Source organism: Kitasatospora sp. NPDC002522 (assembly GCF_053595195.1).
In genome coordinates, this window is sequence record NZ_JBSFXE010000014.1 from 146,942 (window position 1) to 166,025 (window position 19,084).

Below are 19,084 nucleotides of genomic sequence, written 5' to 3' on the forward strand. Positions count from 1 at the left end.
CCCGGCGGGCTACGCCTCCGGGTAGCGCCGCGGCGTCCAGACCACGTGCTCGCCGCCGCCGCGCTCCACCCACTGCGTCTGGGTCGAGCCGATCAGCAGCAGGGTCCGCATGTCGACCTCGGCGGGGTCGAGTTCGCCGAGCCGGACGGTGCGCACCCGCTCGGTGGGGCCGCCGACGTCGCGGGCCATCACCACGGGGGTGGCGGCGTCCCGGTACTCGAGCAGCAGGTCGCGGGCCAGGCCGACCTGGGTGGTGCGGCTCCTGGAGCCGGGGTTGTACAGCGCGAGCACCAGGTCGGCCTCGGCGGCGGCGCGCAGCCGGCGGGCGATCACCTCCCAGGGCTTGAGCCGGTCGGAGAGCGAGATCACCGCGTAGTCGTGGCCGAGCGGCGCACCGGCGCGGGAGGCGGCGGCGTGCGCGGCGGTCATGCCGGGCAGGACGCGCACCGGGACCTCGCGGTACGGCTCCTCGCAGGCGGCTTCCAGGACGGCCGTCGCCATCGCGAAGACGCCGGGGTCGCCGGAGGAGACCACCGCGACCCGCCGTCCGCGCCGTGCCAGCTCCAGGGCGAACTCGGCGCGCACGCCCTCCACCTTGTTGTCGGAGCCGTGCCGGGTCTGCCCGGCCCGTATCGGCACCCGGTCCAGGTAGGTGGTGTAGCCGACCAGGTCGGTGGCGGCGGCGAGGGCGCCGCGCGCCTCGGGGGTCAGCCAGAGCGGTCCGGCCGGGCCGGTGCCGACCACCACGACCTCACCGACCTCCGTGGTGCCGTCGCCGTCCGACGGTTCGTCAGCGGCGGTCTGCTCCGGTGCCTGCGCGCCCGCGAGGGCGTCGAACGGGCGTCCGGAGGAGTCGAGGGCGGCGACCTTGCTGGGCAGCACCGCGACCGAGAAGTACGGGACGCTCGCCGGGTCGATCTCGGCGAGCGGGCCGGTGCGTTCGCCGTCCATGGTGGCGCGTTCCACGTACCGGGCCTCGGCCAGCCGGCCGGTGCGCTCCAGGGCGCGGCGGACGGCGGGGAAGGTCCGGCCCAGCTTCATGATCACCGCGGAGTCGGTGGAGGCGAGCCGGGCGGCCAGCTCCTCCTCGGGGAGGGTGCCGGGGATGACCGTGAGCACCTCCTCGGCCTCGACCAGCGGGGTGCCGAGGCGGGCGGCGGCGGCGCTGATCGAGGTCACGCCGGGCACCACCTCGGTGGGGTACCGGTGGGCGAGGCGCTTGTGCATGTGCTGGTAGGAGCCGTAGAACAGCGGGTCGCCCTCGGCGAGCACGACCACGTCGCGTCCGGCGTCGAGGTGGGCGGCGAGCCGCTCGGAGGCCTCACGGTAGAAGTCGTCGAGCGCGCCGCGGTAGCCGCCGGGGTGGTCGGTGGTCTCCACGGTGACGGGGTACATCAGCCGCTCCTCCAGCTGACCGCCCGTCAGGTAGCGCTCGGCGATGGCGCGGGCGTGCGAACGGCCGTGCCGGGCGCAGTGGTAGGCGATCACGTCGGCCTTGCCGATGAGTTCGGCGGCGCGCACGGTGACCAGCGACGGGTCGCCCGGGCCGACGCCGACGCCGTACAGCCGTCCGGTCCGGCCGCCCTGCGCCGACTCGGCGCCGTTCAGCGGTTCCTGGTGCTCCGTCATTCCACTTCGCTCGCAATCGCGTTGATCGCGGCAGCGGCCATCGCGCTGCCGCCCCGGCGGCCCCGGATCACCAGGTGTTCCAGTCCGGACGGGTGTTCGGCCAGGGCCTGCTTCGACTCGGCCGCGCCGATGAAGCCGACCGGGACGCCGATCACCGCGGCGGGTCGCGGCGCACCGGCCTCGATCATTTCCAGCAGCCGGAACAGCGAGGTCGGCGCGTTGCCGACGGCGACCACGGCGCCCTCCAGGCGGGGGATCCAGAGTTCCATCGCGGCGGCGCTGCGGGTGTTGCCCATGGCGCGGGCGAGTTCGGGCACGGCGGGGTCGGTGAGGGTGCAGATCACCTCGTTGTCGGCGGGCAGCCGCTTGCGGGTCACGCCGCTGGCGACCATGTTGACGTCGCACAGGATCGGTGCGCCGGCGTGCAGGGCCTTGCGGGCGTCGGCGACCACGTTCGGCGAGTAGACCAGGTCCTCGACCAGGTCGACCATGCCGCAGGCGTGGATCATCCGCACCGCGACCTGCGACACGTCCGCGGGCAGCGCGGCCAGGTCCGCCTCCGCCCGAATCGTGGCAAAGGACTGGCGGTAGATGGACGCGCCGTCCTTCTCGTACTCGATCACTTGGCCCTCCGCGCCTCGGCGTTCCGCGCCTCGGCGAGCGCCGCGGCGAGTTCTGTGTCGTCTTCTGCGTCGTCGGCTCCCGGCCCCGGCACGTCCCGTGCGGTGCCGTCCACCGTCACCCGGTATCCGCCGCCGCCGGTCGCCAGGACGTCGACCCACCGCCCGGCGGGGTGTCCGCAGCGGCGTTCGCAGCCGGACCAGTGCACGGGCAGCCCGCCGGCCGTCGCGGTGCGGGCGGCGTCCGCCCGGACGTCGGCCAGGGACTTTCCGCACCCGGGCAGCCCGGTGCAGGCGCTCAGCCCTTCCCAGGGCCCGCCGGGCTCGGTCCGGAACCCGGCCGCGGCGAAGCGCTCCAGCCATCCGGCGCCCGCCCCGGGCACCACGACGCCGCGCCACGGGGTCACCCGCACCGCTGCGCCGCCGGGGCCGCCGGACGCCGGCGCCTCGGCCAACAGGCGCCACTGCGCGCTGTCCGCCCGGCCGAACCGCAGCCCGACCGACACGGCGTCACCGACGACGCCCAGCGCGGGCGGCCGCCCGGCGAACTCGGGCAGTTCGACCGCGCCGTCGGGAAGTTCGTCCTGCACCTCGCGGACGTGCCAGGCCCGGCCGCGGGCCAGCGCGAGGAACTTCCGCGCGGCGTCCAGCGCGGCGGCGACCGGCGCGTCGACGGGGGTGCCGCGGCGGGCCCGGCCGAGGCGCAGCAGGGCGCGGCCGCCGCCCGTTGCGATCAAGGTCACATCGGCGTTCAGGGCGGCGACGTCCCCGCGCCCGTCGTCGACGGCGAACAGGAACTTGCCGGACAGCCCCGCCGCCCATCGCGCGGCGCACAGCGCGGCGTCCAACTCCCTTACCCAGGTGTGGACTTCGTCGCCGTGTCCGAGTCCGTCGAGACCGGCCAGCGGGGAGGCGACGACGTTGCGCACCCGCTCGTGGGTGTCGGACGGCAGCAGCCCGGCGGTGCGCAGCCGGGCGGCCAGTTCCGCCCCGCAGTCGTCGCGCAGCCCCCGCAGCTGGACGTTGCCGCGCGAGGTGACCTCGACCTCGCCGTCGCCGAGCGCGTCCGCCGCGTCGGCGATCGCGTGGACCTGACGGGCCGTCAACAGCCCGCCGGGCAGCCGGAGTCGGGCCAGGTGGCCGTCCTCGGCCCGGTGCAGGCGCAGCGCGCCGGGGCAGGCGTCGGCGCGGTCCCGGTCGGTCCCGACGACGGGCGCGGCACCGCTCCCGCCGGAGGGTGCCGGTACGGCGTCGGGTGTGGGTGGCATGGCCGCGAGCATACCCATCGGCGGGCGGCCCGCTACCGTCCCGTACGTCACACTCCCCCGCGGTGACGGTCCGACAATGCGCAGCTCAGCGCCGTGACACGAGGGGCCCACGGGCCGCCCGGGACGCGTGGGGCGGAGATCCACGGGGCGTTCGAGGTCACACTCCCCCCGGCGGGCGATCACCCCGTACGATGCTGGCGGGCGGTCCGCGGACCGTCCGCTGCCAGCGACGGCACAGCGGAGGAAGTCCGGTGCGAATCCGGTGCGGTCCCGCCACTGTGACCGCGGCTCACCGAGCCGCGGGAGCCAGGAACTCCGGCCGTCCTCCACTGCCCGGGGCGAGGACCCCGAGGAAGGTCCGATCGATGCGCCGCCGCATGCCCGCAGCCGGGCCGGGTCCCGTGCCGCCTCCGGCACCCGTGCCCCGGTGCCCGGACGCGCCCGTTCCCGCGCCCACCAGTTCGTCGGCGTCCCGCCGTTCACGCGGGGGCGGGACCGTCTCCGCGCCCGGGTGCGTCCACCCGTCCCTGCCCGACACGCCCGGGAGGGCTTCCGCATGATCCTGCTCCTGTCCACGTCCGACACCGACCTGCTGAGCGCCCGTGCGGCGAACGCGATGAGCGGTCCGGTGCCGTTCCGCCTGGGCAACCCGGCGCGCCTGTCGCCCGCCGAGCTGCCGGAGCTGCTGGAGGGCGCCGACCTGGTGGTGGTGCGCCTGCTGGGTGGCCGCCGCGCCTGGCAGGAGGGGCTGGACGCGCTGCTCGCGGGGCCCCGCCCGGTGGTGGTGCTGACGGGTGAACAGGCCCCGGACGCCCAGCTGATGGAGCTGTCGACGGTGCCCGCGGGCATCGCCGCGGAGGCGCACGCCTACCTGGCGCACGGCGGCCCGGCGAACCTGGCGGAGCTCGGCGCGTTCCTGTCCGACACGGTGCTGCTGACCGGCCACGGCTTCGCGCCGCCGGCCTCGGCCCCGGCCTGGGGTCCGCTGGAGCGCACCCCGGCCACCGACGCGGGCCCGACCGTCGCGGTGCTGTACTACCGCGCCCACCACATGAGCGGGAACACCGCGTTCGTGGAGACGCTCTGCCAGGCGATCGAGGAGCAGGGCGCGCAGGCCCGCGCCTACTTCTGCGCCTCGCTGCGCGGCGCGGAGCCGGAGCTGCTGGCCGCCCTCGGCGAGGCCGACGCGATCGTCACCACGGTGCTCGCGGCGGGCGGCACCCGGCCGGCCGACGCGCAGGCCGGCGGCGACGAGGAGGCCTGGGACGCCGGCGCGCTCGCGGCGCTGGACCGGCCGATCCTGCAGGCGCTGTGCCTGACCTGGTCGCGGGCGCAGTGGGAGGGCAGCGACGACGGCCTGTCCCCGCTGGACACCGCGACCCAGATCGCGGTGCCGGAGTTCGACGGCCGGCTGATCACCGTCCCGTTCTCCTTCAAGGAGGTCGACCAGGACGGCCTGACGGTCTACGCGGCGGACGCCGAGCGGGCGTCGCGGGTCGCGGGCATCGCGGTGCGCCACGCCCGGCTGCGGCACGTCCCGGCGGCCGAGCGCCGCCTGGCGCTGGTGCTGTCGGCCTACCCGACCAAGCACGCGCGGGTCGGCAACGCGGTCGGCCTGGACACCCCGGCCTCCGCGATCCGGCTGCTGGAGCGGCTGCAGGCGGAGGGCATGGACCTCGGCGACAGCCTCCCGGGCCTGCACACCGAGACCGACGGCGGCCACGAGGGCGACGCGCTGATCCACGCGCTGATCGAGGCGGGCGGCTACGACCAGGCCTGGCTGACGGAGGATCAGCTGTCCCGCAACCCGGTGCGCATCCCGGCCGCCGACTACCGCCGCTGGTACGCGACGCTGCCTGCGGCGCTGCGCGAGCAGGTCGAGGAGCACTGGGGCCCGGCGCCGGGCGACCTGTACGTCGATCGCTCGCACAACCCCGAGGGCGACATCGTGCTGGCCGCGCTGCGCTCCGGCAACCTGCTGGTGCTGATCCAGCCGCCGCGCGGCTTCGGCGAGAACCCGGTGGCGATCTACCACGACCCGGACCTGCCGCCGAGCCACCACTACCTGGCGGCGTACCGCTGGATCGCGGCGGCGCAGGAGGACGGCGGGTTCGGCGCGCACGCGGTGGTGCACCTGGGCAAGCACGGCAACCTCGAGTGGCTGCCGGGCAAGACCGCGGCGCTGTCCGCGGAGTGCGGCCCGGACGCCGTCCTCGGCGACCTCCCGCTGGTCTACCCGTTCCTGGTGAACGACCCGGGCGAGGGCACCCAGGCCAAGCGCCGCGCGCACGCCACGCTGGTCGACCACCTGGTGCCGCCGATGGCCCGCGCCGACTCCTACGGCGACATCGCGCGCCTGGAGCAACTCCTCGACGAGCACTCGAACATCGCGGCGATGGACCCGGCGAAGCTGCCGGCCGTCCGCGCGCAGATCTGGACGCTGATCCAGGCCGCCCGGCTCGACCACGACCTGGGCCTGGACGAGCGGCCGGAGGACGACGGCTTCGACGACTTCCTGCTGCACGTCGACGGTTGGCTGTGCGAGGTGAAGGACGCGCAGATCCGCGACGGCCTGCACGTGCTCGGCCAGGCCCCGGCGGGCACCGACCGGGTCAACATCGTGCTGGCGATCCTGCGGGCCCGCCAGATCTGGGGCGGCGTCAGCGCGCTGCCGGGCCTGCGCGAGGCGCTCGGCCTGGACGAGGCGGCACTGACCCTGGGCGCGACCGACGCGGCGGAGGCGCAGGCCCGGGCCCTGGTCGAGGCGATGGAGGCCGAGGACTGGAACCCGGCCGCGGTGGAGAAGGTCGCCGCGGGCCTGCCGCCCGCGGTGGCCGAGGTACTGGCCTTCGCCGCCGCCCAGGTGGTGCCCCGACTGTCGTCCACCACCGACGAGTTGGACGCGGTGCTGCACGCCCTGCAGGGCGGCTTCGTGCCGGCCGGCCCGTCCGGCTCGCCGCTGCGCGGCCTGGTGAACGTGCTGCCGACCGGCCGCAACTTCTACTCGGTGGACCCGAAGGCGGTGCCCAGCCGGCTCGCCTGGGAGACCGGGCAGGCGCTGGCCGCCTCCCTGGTCGAGCGCTACCAGGCCGACAACGACGGGCAGTTCCCGCCGTCGGTGGGCCTGTCGCTGTGGGGCACCTCGGCGATGCGCACCGCGGGCGACGACATCGCGGAGGCGTTCGCGCTGCTCGGCGTGCGCCCGGTCTGGGACGACGCCTCCCGCCGCGTCACCGGCCTGGAGGCCGTCCCGCTGGAGGAGTTGGGCCGCCCGCGGATCGACGTGACGCTGCGCATCTCCGGCTTCTTCCGGGACGCCTTCCCGCACGTGGTGGCGCTGCTGGACGACGCGGTGCGGCTGGCGGCCCGTCAGGAGGAGCCCGCGGAGCGGAACTTCGTCCGCGCCCACGTGCAGGCCGACCTCGCCGAGCACGGCGACGAACGCCGCGCCACCGTCCGGGTGTTCGGCTCCCGCCCGGGCACCTACGGCGCGGGCCTGCTGCAGCTGATCGACAGCCGGGACTGGCGCACCGACGCCGACCTCGCCGAGGTGTACACGGTGTGGGGCGGCTACGCGTACGGCCGCGACCTGAACGGGCGTCCGGCCCGGGAGGAGATGGAGACCGCCTACCGCCGGATCACGGTGGCGGCGAAGAACACCGACACCCGCGAGCACGACATCGCCGACTCGGACGACTACTTCCAGTACCACGGCGGCATGGTGGCCACCGTCCGCGCGCTGACGGGCAGGAACCCGGCCGCGTACATCGGCGACTCCACCCGCCCGGAGACGGTCCGCACCCGCACCCTCACCGAGGAGGCCGCCCGGGTGTTCCGCGCCCGGGTGGTCAACCCGCGCTGGCTGGAGGCGATGCGCCGGCACGGCTACAAGGGCGCCTTCGAGATGGCCGCGACGGTGGACTACCTGTTCGGCTACGACGCCACCACCGGCGTGGTCGCCGACTGGATGTACGAGAAGCTCAGCCAGGAGTACGTCCTCGACCCGGTCAACCGGGAGTTCTTCGCCGAGGCCAACCCGTGGGCGCTGCACGGCATCGCGGAGCGCCTGCTGGAGGCCGCCGAGCGCGGCATGTGGGCGGAGCCGGACGCGGCGCTGCTGGACGAGCTGCGCCAGGTGTTCCTGGAGACGGAGGGCGATCTGGAGGGCGAGTGACCGCCCGGCGAACATTGCGCCCACCGGACATGCCGGTGATCGCAGAGGGGTGCCTTCCGGCCCGGCCGGGCGGACAATCTCGGCATGACCTTCTCGGCTGCCCTGTCCCGCCCGGCCCGCTACGGCGCGCTGGTGGCCGGCGCGCTACCCGTCCTGACCTTCCCCGGCGCGGGCCTGGCCGACCTGGCCTGGGTGGCGCTGGTGCCGGGCCTGCTGGTGATGCGGGCGGCGGGCGGGCCGCGCGAGGGCGCGGTGCGCGGCTGGTGGTTCGGCGCGGGGTTCATCCTGGCGGGCATGTACTGGCTGGTGCCGTCGATCGGTCCGGCGCTGCCGCTGCTGGCGGTGGTCTTCGGGGTGCTGCTGGCGCCGGTGGGCCTGGCCGCGCAGTGGCTGCTGCACGACCCGCTGACGGTCCGTCGGGGCGCGGCCGCGCTGCTGGTGGTGCCGGCGGTGTGGGTGAGCGCGGAGTTCGCCCGCTCCTGGCACGCGCTGGGCGGGCCGTGGGCGCTGCTGGGGGCGACCCAGTGGCGGCATCCGGCGGTGCTGGGGCTGGCCTCGGTGGGCGGGGTGTGGCTGGTGAGCGCCGCGGTGGTGGCGGTGAACACGGCGGTGGTGCTGCTGGTCGCCGCCCGCCACTGGCACCTGCGGCTGCTGGCGGCGGCGACCGCGGCCGCCGCGGTGCTGACCGGTCCGCTGCTGTTCGCGGTGCAGGCCGCCCCGCCGGCCGGCGGCCCCGCGACGGTGGCGCTGGTGCAGGCCGGCCAGACCGCCGACGAGCACGCCCGGCTGGAGGCGAACGTGCGGATCACCCGCGCGCTGGCGGGCAGCCCGGTGGACCTGGTGGTGTGGGGCGAGAGCTCGACCACCGCCGACCTGGACCGCGACGGCGCCACCGTGGACCGGCTGCGCGCCCTGTCGGCGGCGGTCGGCGCGCAGGTGCTGGCCGGGGAGGACGCCCGTAAGGCGGACGGCCGGATCTCCAAGGACGCGGTGCTGGTCGACCCGTCGGGCGTGGCGGCCCGCTACCGCAAGATCCGGCTGGTGCCGTTCGGCGAGTACATCCCGCTGCGCCCGCTGCTCGGCTGGATCGCCGGGGTCAGCGCCGCCGCCGGGGAGAACCGCGCCCCGGGCACCTCGGTGCACCTGCTGCCGGTGGTCGACCGGCAGGGCCGGCCGCTGCCGGTCGGCGCCCTGATCTGCTTCGAGTCGGCGTTCCCGGACATGTCCCGCAGCCTGGCCCGGCAGGGCGCCGAGCTGATCGTCTACCAGTCCGCGACCTCGACCTTCCAGTCCACCTGGGCCCCCGCGCAGCACGCCTCGCTGGGGGCGCTGCGCGCGGCGGAGACCGGCCGCCCGGTGGTGCAGGCCGCGCTGACCGGCGAGTCGGTGGCTTACGACGCGCAGGGCCGCCGGCTGGCCCGGATGGACACCGGCGGCAGCGGCGCGCTCACCGTCCACCTCACGCTGGGCGACCCCGGCTTCCGCACCTGGTACGTGCGGCTCGGCGACTGGGTACCGTGGACGGCGCTGGCGGTCACCGCGGCGGCCGGGGCGCTCGCGGCGCGCGAGCACGGCGCCCGGCGACGGCGGCCGGACGCCGCCGCCGCGCCCGCCGTCGTCGAGTCCACCCGGGTCTGAACCGCCGTTCCTCCCGGGCGGGTTCAGCCCTCGCGGTAGGCCACGTGGATGCCGAACACGGCGCCCTGCGGGTCGCGCAGCACGGCCAGCCGCGGCCCGTCGGGCACGTCGGTGGGCGGCAGGTTGACGGTCGCGCCGAGCAGCGCGGCCCGCTCGGCGCTCAGGTCGACGTCGGCGACCGCGAAGTAGGGCATCCAGTACGGCGGGACGTCCGCCGGGAACTGGTCGGTCATGTCCATCACGCCGCCGAAGTCCCGCCCGTCCAGGCCGAACTGGGTGTACATCTCGCCGGGGCTGACGCTCCAGCCGAACACCCGGGTGTAGAAGGCCAGGGCGGCCTTGGTGTCGCGGGTGGCGAGTTCGATCCAGCCGAGCGCGCCGGGCTCGTTCAGCAGGTCGATGCCGCGCAGCGCGCGGGGCTGCCAGAGGGAGAACACCGCGCCGCCGGGGTCGGCGGCGACCGCGAACCGGCCCCAGTCCAGCGCCTCCATCGCGGGGACGATCAGCTGCCCGCCGGCCGCGGCGATCTCGTCCGCGGCGGCGTCGGCGTCCGGGGTGTCGAAGCCGATCGTCCAGGCGGTCGGCTGGTCGGGCTGCATCAGGGCGCTGAGCCCGGCGACGAGCTGCTCGCCGGCGTACAGCTTGGTGTAGCCCATCGCCTTCTCCTCCGGCACCACTTCCGCGCGCCAGCCGAAGAGTTCGTGGTAGAAGGCCTTGGCGGCGACCGGGTCCTTGGTGGCCAGTTCGACCCAGCAGGGGGCGCCCGGGCGCGGTTCGGTGATCTTCACGGTCAGCTCATCTCCAGGATCAGTTTTCCTCGGGCGTGCCCGGACTCCACCTCGGCCATCGCCTCGGCGGCCCGCTCCAGCGGGAAGACGGCGGTGATGTGCGGGTCGAGCTTCCCGGCGGCGACCAGTTCGGCGAGGGCGACCAGCACCGCCGAGGTGCCGTCGCGCCGCACGTAGGCGCCGCCGAGTTCGGCGGCGGTGGTCGGGTCGGAGGTGGAGACCAGCCGCCCGCCCTCGCGCAGCGTCCCGGCCACCGCGCGGACGGCGTCCCCGCCGATCAGGTCGAGGATCCCGTCCACCCCCTCCGGGGCGAGCGCCCGCACCCGTTGCTCCACGCCGTCGCCGTAGCGCACCGGCAGCGCGCCCAGCGACTGCACGTACCCGACGCTTCCGTCGCCGGCCGTGCCGAGCACCCGCACGCCCTGCTCGCGGGCGATCTGCGCGGCGGCGCTGCCGACCCCGCCCGCGACGCCGACCACCAGCAGGGTCTGCCCGGCGCGCAGGCCGAGCTGGTGGACCGCGTCGTAGGCGGTGGCCGCGGCGACCGGGAGCGCGGCGGCCTGGGCGAAACTGACGGCGGCGGGCTTGCGGGCGGTGGTCTGCGCGGCCAGCAGGGCCTCCTCGGCGAACGCTCCGGCCGGGGCGATGCCGAACACCTCGTCGCCGACCGCGAAGCCCGGCACGCCCTCGCCGACCGCCGTGACCACGCCCGCCGCCTCGGAGCCCATCACCAGCGGCGGCGCGGCGTCGGTGCCGAACCAGCCCCGCCGCGTCTTCCAGTCCGCCGGGTTGACCCCGGCCGCCCTGACCCGCACCAGCAGGGTGCCGGGACCGGGCACGGGCGTCGGCCGGTCCAGGAACTCCTGCTGCTCCGGCCCGCCGTACTCCACGAACCCGAACGCCTTCGACATCTCGTCCCCTTCGTCTGCGCATGGCTCTCCACGCCAGCTTGCCGGGGTACCGGCGGGTAGACCGGGGCTGGTGGGCCGAACGGGACGGCTGTGCGAACCCGCCACCGATGGGTCGCACCGGGCCGGGAATGCCGGACGGGAACCCAGTTGTTCAAATTGGAACCGCGGTGTAGCGTCAGCCGGGCGCGATCCGGTTCGAATTTGAACTACTCGGCTTCGGACCGCGCGCGCCCACCACGCCCGGACCACCGGAGGCCCCGCCATGACGGACACCGCGACGCAGCCGCAGACGCCGACCGACCCGCAGCTCGACACCCCGGTCGCGGCCGGCCTGCCGCTGCCCGCCGCCACCGTGCGCTCCCGGGTGCACATCCCGCTCGGCTTCGGCGACGGCTACCAGGTCGAGGCGGAGGTGTTCACCTTCCGCGGCCTCGCCGACGGCGCCGAGCACCTCGCACTGGCCCTGGGCGAGCCGTCCACCGAGCCCGGCGCCCCCGCCCCGCTGGTGCGCCTGCACTCCGAGTGCCTCACCGGCGACGTCTTCGGCTCGGCCCGCTGCGACTGCGGCCCGCAGCTGCGCGAGTCCGTCGAGAAGATCGCCGAGGCCGGCGGGTACCTGCTCTACCTGCGCCAGGAGGGCCGCGGCATCGGCCTCTACAACAAGCTCGACGCCTACGCCCTGCAGGACACCGGTCTCGACACCTACCAGGCCAACGCCGCGCTCGGCCTGCCCGAGGACGGCCGCGACTACACCGCCGCCGCCCAGATGCTGACCACCCTCGGCGTCCCCGCCGTCCGCCTGCTCAGCAACAACCCCGACAAGGCCGCCCAGCTCACCGCCCTCGGCATCACCGTCGCCGACCGCGTCCCCACCGGCGTCCACGCCTCCCCCAGCAACCTGCGCTACCTGCGCGCCAAGGTCGAGCACACCGGCCACTCGATCCCGCTCGCCCGTCTGGTCGGCTGACACAGGCCGCCGACCAGACGGGGCGCGGGGACTAGCCCGCCTTCCAGAAGCGCACCGAGTCGATGGCGATGTCGGCCGAGGAGCCGACCGCCGCGGTGGTGCCGCCGAGCGAGGTCTCGGACTGCAGCACCCAGTGCATCGGGGTGTTCGGCACCCGCGAGGTGGAGTGGCCGATCAGCTTGCCGTCCAGGTAGAACTTCAGGTCGTTCGCCTGCCACTCGATCCGGCTGGTGTGCCAGGCGCCCGCCACCGGGACGTTGGCGTTGAAGGCGTCCTGGTCGCTGCCGGCCGTCGCGCCCTGGCGGTGCATGAACGCGCCGACGTTGCCGCACAGGTCGCCCTCGGGGAAGTCGACCTCCCCGTCACGCGGCCAGGTGTAGGAGTCCGGCCAGAGCAGCCACGCCACCTTGTAGCCGGTCGCGCAGGTGGCCTTCCAGGTGACCTCGTAGGTGCCGTAGGTGGTGTTCTGCGGCAGCTTCGGCGTGGGCGCGGCGACCCAGGTGCCGCCGCTGTCCCGGTTCAGGTGGATGTTCATCTGCCCGTTCGCGATGGACAGCGTCTTGGCCGGGTTGTAGGTGCCGTTCTTCGAGGTGTCCTGCCAGCCGGACGGGTAGGCCCACCACTTGGCGTCCACCGCGGACGGCAGCCCGGTGCAGTGGCTGGTCTGCAGCGGCCCGTTGGCGCTGCAGCCGGTCCAGCTGCCCAGCGGCACCGATGCGGAGCTGAAGTCGTCCTCCCAGGTCGGCGTGCCCGCGCCGGCGCCGCCGGTCGGCGCGGGAGGCGTCGTCGCGGTCGGGCTCGGCGTCGCGGTCGCGGCCGGGGTGGTGGCCGCGGGCGCCGGCGCCGAGGCGCTGGCGGTCGGGCTGGCGAACGGCGACTGGGCCGGCAGCGGACTGGTCGCGGCCGCCGTCGGGGTCGGCGTCGGTGTCTGAGCCGGGGTCGGTGTCTGAGCCGGAGCCGATGTCGTGGCGGACGCCGTGGCGGCCGGGGTGGTCGCGGTCGGGGTGGTCGTGGGCGCCGCGGTGGGGGCCCAGGTGCGGTACTTGCCGGCGCGGTAGTGGCCGGCGGCGTCTGCCGTGCCCGGGCTGGCCAGCGCGAGCGCGGCGACGGCCAGGCCGGTCGCGGCGGCGACCCTGGCAGGTGTGGCGGAGAGGCGCATGGTTGTCATCCTCGGCGACGCCTACGAGGTGAGCTGTCGGGTTCGGGCCGCACGAGTGGCCCGGCCGTCTGTGGAACGGCTTCACCCCGAGCCGCGACCGTCCGCGGGAATGCGGGGGCCGGGCGTACTGACCTGGTTCCCCCGCTCCCGTCCGTTCCGTAGCTCGGTGTGCCGCAGCCGGGTGGACGGGATTCGGCGTCCCGGCCGCGGTGCCCGCTCGGTGGCGGGCGCCCGTGCAGGCTAGCCGCAGGACGCGTACAAGACAATTGCCGGTCCGGTCGACGTGCCCGACGCGGGGCCGGACCGCATCCTGGATGCACCCCGACGGAGGAGGTGCCCGATGACGGCGCGGCAGCGGAGAGGGCGGCGGCCGTGAGTGCCGCGGTGGCGGTGACGGTGGTCGGCGCCGGACCGTACGGGCTTGCGGTGGCGGCGCATCTGCGGGGGCGGGGAGTGCCGACGCGGGTGTTCGGCGAGCCGATGGGCAGCTGGCGGGCGCGGATGCCGATCGGGATGTTCCTGAAGTCGACCCCGGCGGCGTCGAGCATCTCGTCGCCGCGCCCCGGGTTCGGCTTCAACGACTTCCGGCGGGCGCACGGCGAGCGGCCGGTCGGCGCCCGGTACCCCATTCCGGTGGCGGAGTTCATCCGCTACGGCGAGTGGTTCCAGCGCCAGTGCGTGCCGGACGCCCAGAACAGCGAGGTGGTCTCGGTCACCCCGGAGGCCGGCCGGTTCCTGGTGCGGCTGGCGGACGGTGAGTCCTTCGAGTCCCGCGCGGTGGTGCTGGCCACCGGGTTCCCGCCGTACGCCTGGATCCCGCCGGTGCTGCGCCCGCTGCTGGAGGCGGGCGCAGCCTCGCACTCCAGCGCGCTGACCGACCCGGCGGCGTTCGCCGGGCGGCGGGTCGCGGTGGTGGGGGCGGGGCAGTCCGCGCTGGAGGGGGCGGCGCTGCTGAGCGAGGCGGGGGCCAGCCCGGTGGTGGTGGCGCGCCGGGAGCGGCTGCTGTTCGGCGCGCCGCCGCCGGTCGACGGCGGCGCGGACCGTCCGCTGGCGACGCGGCTGCGCAGCCCGGTCTCGCCACTGGGCCCTGGCTGGCCGCTGATGGCGTTCAGCCGGGCACCGGCCGCCTTCCGCCACCTGCCCGACGGGACCCGGGAGCACTACGTCCGGACGGTCCTCGGCCCGGCGGGCGCCTGGTGGCTGCGCGAGCGGGTCGACGGGGTGCTGCCGGTGGTGACCGGCCGCGAACTGGCGGGCGCCGACCTGAACGGCGCGGTGCGGCTGTCGCTGACCGGGCCGGGCGGGCCGGTCGAGGCCGACCACGTCCTGGTGGCGACCGGTTTCCGGGTGGACGTCTCGCGGCTGGCGATCCTGGACCCGTCCCTGCGCGCGGCGGTGCGCACCCACGCGGGCGCGCCGCGGCTCTCGGCCGGCTTCGAATCCTCGGTGCCGGGGCTGTACTTCACGGGCCTGGCCGCCGCGGACGCCTTCGGCCCGGTGATGCGCTTCGTCTGCGGCACCGGCTTCGCGGCCGGCCGCCTGTCCCGCGCGCTTGCCGCACGGCGGTCCCGACCCGCCGCCTGACGCGCTCGCCCCGGCTACGCGCTCGCTCCGTCGGCTCAGCCGTGCGACCTGCCGGCGACGGCCCGGACCCGGTGGGCCACGCCGTGGATCAAGGAGGCGGCGCTGCGGGTGATCTCCACGGCGACCGGGACGGGGTCGTCGCGGCAGGCCCAGGCGCGGACGGTGCCGCGGCGCGGGAGGACGTCGCGCGGCGGGCGGCGGTCCTGCCAGGCGTTGGCGGCGGCGGAGAGCAGGTCGAGGCGGCCGACCTTGAAGCTGCGCACCAGTTGCGCGCCGGGCGGGACGTCGCGTCCGGTGAGCCACAGGTGCAGGGCGCGGACCACGTCGACGCCGCCGGTGGTCTCGAACAGCCGGAACTGGGCGCCCTGGCGGGGGTTGAAGTCGACCAGCTTGTAGCGGCCGTCGCGGCGGTCGTAGCGCCAGTCCAGGTCGGCGATCCCGCTGTAGCCGATGGAGCGGCACAACCGGGCGGCGAGTTCGGCGAGTTCGGGGTTGGGCAGCGAGCGGGCCAGGGTGGTGAAGCCGCCGCCGGGAGGCCAGTCGCGCTGCTTGAGGCCGGTGAAGACCGCCAGCGGTTCGCCGTCGCGCCCGCAGGTCAGGTGGGTGAACCAGTCCTCGGAGTGCTCGCGCGGCACGTACTCCTGGGCGAGGACGGAGAGTTGCCCGTCGGCGCGGGCCAGGGCGCGCAGTTCGGCCTCGTCGCGGACCAGGGTGGTGTGCGTGACCACGGGGTGGGCGAGCCGGCTGAACGGGGCGAGGTTCTTCAGCACCAGCGGATAGCCCACCTGCCTTGCCGCGTCGAGGAGTTCCGCGCCGGTTCCGGGTGTCGCGGTGCGCGGCGCGGGGACGTCGTGGGCCTGGCAGATCCGGTACAGGCCGCCCTTGTCGGCGAGTTGGCGTGGCAGCGTGGCGGGGACGGGCGGCAGCAGCAGGTAGGGGGCGAGCTCGGCGGCGTGCTCGGCGAGGATGCAGGCGGACTCGTCGTCGGTGGCGACGGCGACCGCGGGCCGGCCGATCGAGCGGGCCACCGAGCGGATGGTGTCGACGAGTTGGTCGGACGGCTCGCCGCCGGTGGTGGGCCGCACGTGCACCCCGGTGAGGTAGTGCGAGACGGCGGTCGCGGTGAGGCGGCTCTCGACCATGGCGTGCACGGGCACGCCGAGCCGGCCGAAGGAGCGCACCGCACCGATGGGGCTGTGCGAGTGCGGGTAGTGGCCGACCCGCACCATCAGGACGGGGACCTCCCGGTCCAGTTCGGGCCTGAGCTGCGGCACGGTGGATCACCTTCTCCGATCGGCGACGTGCGCGGGGCGTTCAGTGCTGCCACACCGCGACCCAGTCCACGTCGAACCGGGCGTTCTGCACGGCGGGGGGTGGGGCGGAGGGGTATCCGGCGGCCAGGTTGAGGACGATCTCCATCGGCACGTGCGGCACCCGCGCCGGGTCGGTGACCTGGAAGCGCTGGACGCCGTCGACGTACCACGTGACGGAGTCCGGCTCCCAGTCCACGGCGACCAGGTGGTATCCGTCGGCGAGGTCGACGGGGCCCCAGGTGGTACCGGTGTGGGTGTCCCGGCCGTCGGGTGTCTGCCAGTGCACGTTCATGTCGACCGCCTGGTTGTTGCCGGGGAACTCGGCGATGTCGAGTTCCGGCGGGGTGCTGCGGGTGTCCGCGGGGATCAGCCAGAACGCGGGGAAGAAGCCCTCGGCGGGGCCGGGGAAGCGGACCGCGGCCGCGAAGTAGCCGTAGGTGAAGGTGTGCCGCGGCTGGCCGGTCCAGGTGTCGCGGCCGGTGGTGACCATGCCGGAGGTCCACGGGTAGCTCTTCCCGTCGCTGCCCGTGGTCGGGTGGCGCGCCGCGGTGAGTTGCAGTCGGCCGTCGTGGACGGCGACCTGCCCGGGCCGGTACCACTCCAGCTCGTGGTTGCCGGCGTTGGTGCAGCCGTCGACGTTCCAGTCGTAGCACGTGGCCCAGTCGCCGCGGTCGAGCGAGGAACCGGTGAAGTCGTCCCGGAAGACGCCGTGCCAGGGGCCGGGCGCGGCGGGCTGGCCCGCCGCGCCCGTGGTGCCGGCGGCCTGGGCGGCGTTCCCGCCGGTGGGCTCGGGGTCGCCCTTGCCGAGGCCGGAGCAGCCGGTGACCAGCAGCAGGGCGAGGACGACGGCGAGCGGCAGCACGTGGCGGGCGGTGGGCCGCCAGGGGCGGCCGGGGGTGAGGGCGCCGAGGGTGGTGAGCAGCGCCAGCACCGTGAGCGCGCGGACGGTGGTGAAGGAGTCGGTGAGCAGCAGCGCTTCGGCGGTGAGCGCGGCGAGGGCGAGGCTGGTGCCGACGGTGAGCGAGGCCAGGCCGATGCGCTCGTGCAGGGCGGCGGGGAGTGCGGTGGCGGTGCGGGTGAGCCGCAGCACGGCGATGCCGGGGCCGAACAGCACGAAGGCGGCGGCGACGGCGGTGCGCAGCGGGTTCCCCGGCTCGAGGCCGGTGGCGAGCAGGGCCAGCCAGCCGGAGGCGGCGAGGACGGCGTGCCCGGGCGAGGGCAGCTGGTGGGCGTTCACGGCGTACTCCCTTCCGCGGGAGTGGGCGCGGCGACCGGCGGGACGTAGCGGTAGACCACGGCGCCGTCGCCGGTGAAGACCGGCTGGAAGTCCGGCGAGGCCGCCACCGCGTGCTGGACCCGTTCGACGGTGCCGACCGGGAACCGTCCGGTGAGCAGGCATTCCGCGGCCTGGGCGCGGGTGAGGACCAGGTAGGACGGGCCGGTGACCCGGGCGTCGCTCATCAGGTTCTCGACCACCGGCAGCGGGTCGGTGAGCAGGCGGCGCTGGTCCTCGACGGACAGCTGGCTGAGGACCAGCCGTTCGTGCTGGTCGTAGCGGAGCTCGCCGCCGGGCAGGTCGGAGGTGACCGAGACGATCCGCGAACCGGTGGGGGCGTTGTCGGCGACGTAGCGGACGGCGGCGGCCTCGGAGGCGTTGAAGTAGTTCATCGCCTCCTTGCTGTAGTTGCCGAACAGCAGCCCGGCGAGCAGGGCGAGCAGGGCCGCCCAGGTCACCGCGGCGTGCCACGGCGGGGCGGGGCGGCGGCGGCCGAAGATCGCGGTGGCGCACAGGAACGCGGCCGCGGGCAGCGCGAACAGGTACGCCCGGAAGATCATCTCGCCGCCGTAGGGGTTGCCGAGCAGCAGCGGCAGCGGCGCGGCCAGCAGCATCGGCAGGCCGGTGGCGCGCAGCCTGCGGTGGCGCAGCAGGACGGTGACGGCGAGCAGCAGGACGGCGGCGGTGGTGGCCCGGTCGATCCAGGCGACCAGGACCTGGCCGGAGGCGGTGGCGCCGAGGCCGGAGACGCCGGCCAGCACGTTGCTGTCGGGCGAGGTGAGCGCGGTGACGAGGTCGTGCAGGTTGGCGGCGAAGTAGGGGCGGGCGACGGTGCCGTCCCACAGCGCGGTCAGGCCGACCGCGGCGGCCAGCACGGGCAGCACGGTGCGCCGGTTGCGGCGCGGCAGGGAGAGCAGCAGCAGCGCGCTGACCAGCATGAACGGGGTGAGCTGGTGGGAGGTGACGACGGCGGCGATCAGCACCACCAGCACCAGGTAGGGCCCGAGCCGCCAGCCGCCCGCCCGGCGGTCGCCCAGCCGCCGCATGACCAGGGCGATCACCAGCAGGTACAGCAGGTAGGCGAAGGCCTGCGGGGAGAAGTAGTCCTGGCCGACCCAGGAGGTGGCGAAGTAGACGAACGCGCCGCCCCAGATCAGCCGGGTGTCGCGGGTGAGCGCGGCGAACAGCAGCAGCAGCGGGCCGAGCAGCAGCAGGTTGGCGAGCGGCTCGTACCAGGAGGCGTAGCCGAGCGCGGAGTGCTGGCCGGTGGCGCGCAGGAAGAGCACGTTGAGCTGGAAGAAGCCGGGCCACTGGTTGTAGATGTCCAGGCTGCCGGCGTGCGGCACCGTGCCGTTGTTCCGGAGCATCGCGTCGACCACGGCCACGTGCTTCCACGACCACGCGTAGCGCAGGTTCGGGTACAGCAGGCTGGGGGTGGCGTGGACGATCGCGATCAGGCCGATCACGTAGCCCGCGGCCCAGTGCACGGGTGGCCGGGGCAGCCGCAGGGCGGCGGTGAAGCCGACGGTGAGGACGGCGAGCGCGGCCCAGTACGTCGGCGGCAGGACCTGCAGCAGCCCGAGGTCCTGCATGCGGGCGAGCGGGACGCCCCGCAGCGACAGCAGCCACAGCAGCAGCGCGAGCGGCAGCGCGCCGCGCACCACCCACAGTCGCGGATCGGCGGCGCGCCGGTGCCCGCTCCGGCGGGTGCGTGCGGGCGCCTCCGCCGGTCGGGCGATCTGCGGGTCCGCCATCGC

The 19,084-nt window shown here is 75.4% G+C and carries 13 protein-coding genes and 2 riboswitches; of the genes, 4 read left to right on the top strand and 9 right to left on the bottom strand.

What is annotated here, in order from left to right:
* Window positions 1–9: 9 nt before the first annotated feature.
* From ACWD4U_RS14985 to ACWD4U_RS14995, 3 genes are read right to left on the bottom strand one after another with little or no spacing between them, the layout of a single operon-like run.
* Window positions 10–1,629 carry a precorrin-2 C(20)-methyltransferase gene (locus tag ACWD4U_RS14985; RefSeq protein WP_363448878.1) on the bottom strand — a complete coding sequence of 540 codons (1,620 nt, stop codon included), beginning with the start codon at window positions 1,627–1,629 and terminating at the stop codon, window positions 10–12.
* Window positions 1,626–2,252, bottom strand: a complete 627-nt coding sequence (locus ACWD4U_RS14990; protein ID WP_363448876.1) for a precorrin-8X methylmutase — start codon at window positions 2,250–2,252, stop codon at window positions 1,626–1,628. Before ACWD4U_RS14990 ends, ACWD4U_RS14985 begins: the two co-directional genes overlap by 4 nt.
* Complete coding sequence (locus tag ACWD4U_RS14995) at window positions 2,249–3,517, bottom strand: cobalamin biosynthesis protein CobG (RefSeq protein ID WP_363448874.1); 1,269 nt, start codon at window positions 3,515–3,517, stop codon at window positions 2,249–2,251. The genes ACWD4U_RS14990 and ACWD4U_RS14995 overlap by 4 nt, the downstream gene beginning before the upstream one ends.
* A 185-nt stretch (window positions 3,518–3,702) precedes the next feature.
* Window positions 3,703–3,855, top strand: a riboswitch (cobalamin riboswitch).
* 218 nt (window positions 3,856–4,073) lie between these two features.
* Here ACWD4U_RS14995 and cobN point away from each other — a divergent pair.
* Together cobN and lnt are read left to right on the top strand one after the other, a co-directional pair.
* Entirely contained in the window at window positions 4,074–7,691 is a 3,618-nt protein-coding gene (cobN, locus tag ACWD4U_RS15000) for a cobaltochelatase subunit CobN (protein WP_363448872.1), read from the top strand.
* A gap of 84 nt (window positions 7,692–7,775) precedes the next feature.
* On the top strand, window positions 7,776–9,329 hold the full coding sequence (gene lnt / locus ACWD4U_RS15005) for an apolipoprotein N-acyltransferase (RefSeq protein WP_363448869.1): 1,554 nt from the start codon (window positions 7,776–7,778) through the stop codon (window positions 9,327–9,329).
* 23 nt (window positions 9,330–9,352) lie between these two features.
* Here the strand turns inward: lnt and ACWD4U_RS15010 are convergent, their stop codons facing one another.
* Window positions 9,353–10,117 (bottom strand): VOC family protein, encoded by a 765-nt coding sequence (locus ACWD4U_RS15010; protein WP_363448867.1) that lies wholly within the window; start codon window positions 10,115–10,117, stop codon window positions 9,353–9,355.
* A gap of 2 nt (window positions 10,118–10,119) precedes the next feature.
* Window positions 10,120–11,028, bottom strand: coding sequence for an NADP-dependent oxidoreductase (locus ACWD4U_RS15015; protein WP_363448865.1), 909 nt, complete (start codon window positions 11,026–11,028; stop codon window positions 10,120–10,122).
* Between the two features lie 262 nt (window positions 11,029–11,290).
* Between ACWD4U_RS15015 and ACWD4U_RS15020 the strand changes: the two genes are divergently transcribed.
* Window positions 11,291–11,995 (top strand): GTP cyclohydrolase II, encoded by a 705-nt coding sequence (locus ACWD4U_RS15020; protein ID WP_449787198.1) that lies wholly within the window; start codon window positions 11,291–11,293, stop codon window positions 11,993–11,995.
* A gap of 31 nt (window positions 11,996–12,026) precedes the next feature.
* On the opposite strand, the gene ACWD4U_RS15025 is transcribed toward ACWD4U_RS15020, so the two are convergent.
* Window positions 12,027–13,154 carry a glycoside hydrolase family 16 protein gene (locus tag ACWD4U_RS15025; RefSeq protein ID WP_363448863.1) on the bottom strand — a complete coding sequence of 376 codons (1,128 nt, stop codon included), beginning with the start codon at window positions 13,152–13,154 and terminating at the stop codon, window positions 12,027–12,029.
* A gap of 3 nt (window positions 13,155–13,157) precedes the next feature.
* A riboswitch (cyclic di-AMP (ydaO/yuaA leader) is annotated at window positions 13,158–13,333 on the bottom strand.
* A gap of 193 nt (window positions 13,334–13,526) precedes the next feature.
* Here ACWD4U_RS15025 and ACWD4U_RS15030 point away from each other — a divergent pair.
* Window positions 13,527–14,738: an FAD-dependent oxidoreductase gene (locus tag ACWD4U_RS15030; RefSeq protein WP_363448861.1), complete on the top strand. Its 1,212-nt coding sequence runs from the start codon at window positions 13,527–13,529 to the stop codon at window positions 14,736–14,738.
* 35 nt (window positions 14,739–14,773) lie between these two features.
* Here ACWD4U_RS15030 and ACWD4U_RS15035 read toward each other — a convergent pair whose 3' ends face one another.
* From ACWD4U_RS15035 to ACWD4U_RS15045, 3 genes are read right to left on the bottom strand one after another with little or no spacing between them, the layout of a single operon-like run.
* The gene (locus ACWD4U_RS15035; protein ID WP_363448859.1) at window positions 14,774–16,012 is read right to left on the bottom strand and encodes a carboxylate--amine ligase; all 1,239 of its coding nucleotides are present in this window, start codon (window positions 16,010–16,012) and stop codon (window positions 14,774–14,776) included.
* A gap of 40 nt (window positions 16,013–16,052) precedes the next feature.
* Window positions 16,053–17,288 carry a family 16 glycosylhydrolase gene (locus tag ACWD4U_RS15040; RefSeq protein WP_363448857.1) on the bottom strand — a complete coding sequence of 412 codons (1,236 nt, stop codon included), beginning with the start codon at window positions 17,286–17,288 and terminating at the stop codon, window positions 16,053–16,055.
* Window positions 17,285–19,081, bottom strand: coding sequence for a glycosyltransferase (locus ACWD4U_RS15045; RefSeq protein WP_363448855.1), 1,797 nt, complete (start codon window positions 19,079–19,081; stop codon window positions 17,285–17,287). Before ACWD4U_RS15045 ends, ACWD4U_RS15040 begins: the two co-directional genes overlap by 4 nt.
* Window positions 19,082–19,084 lie beyond the last annotated feature (3 nt).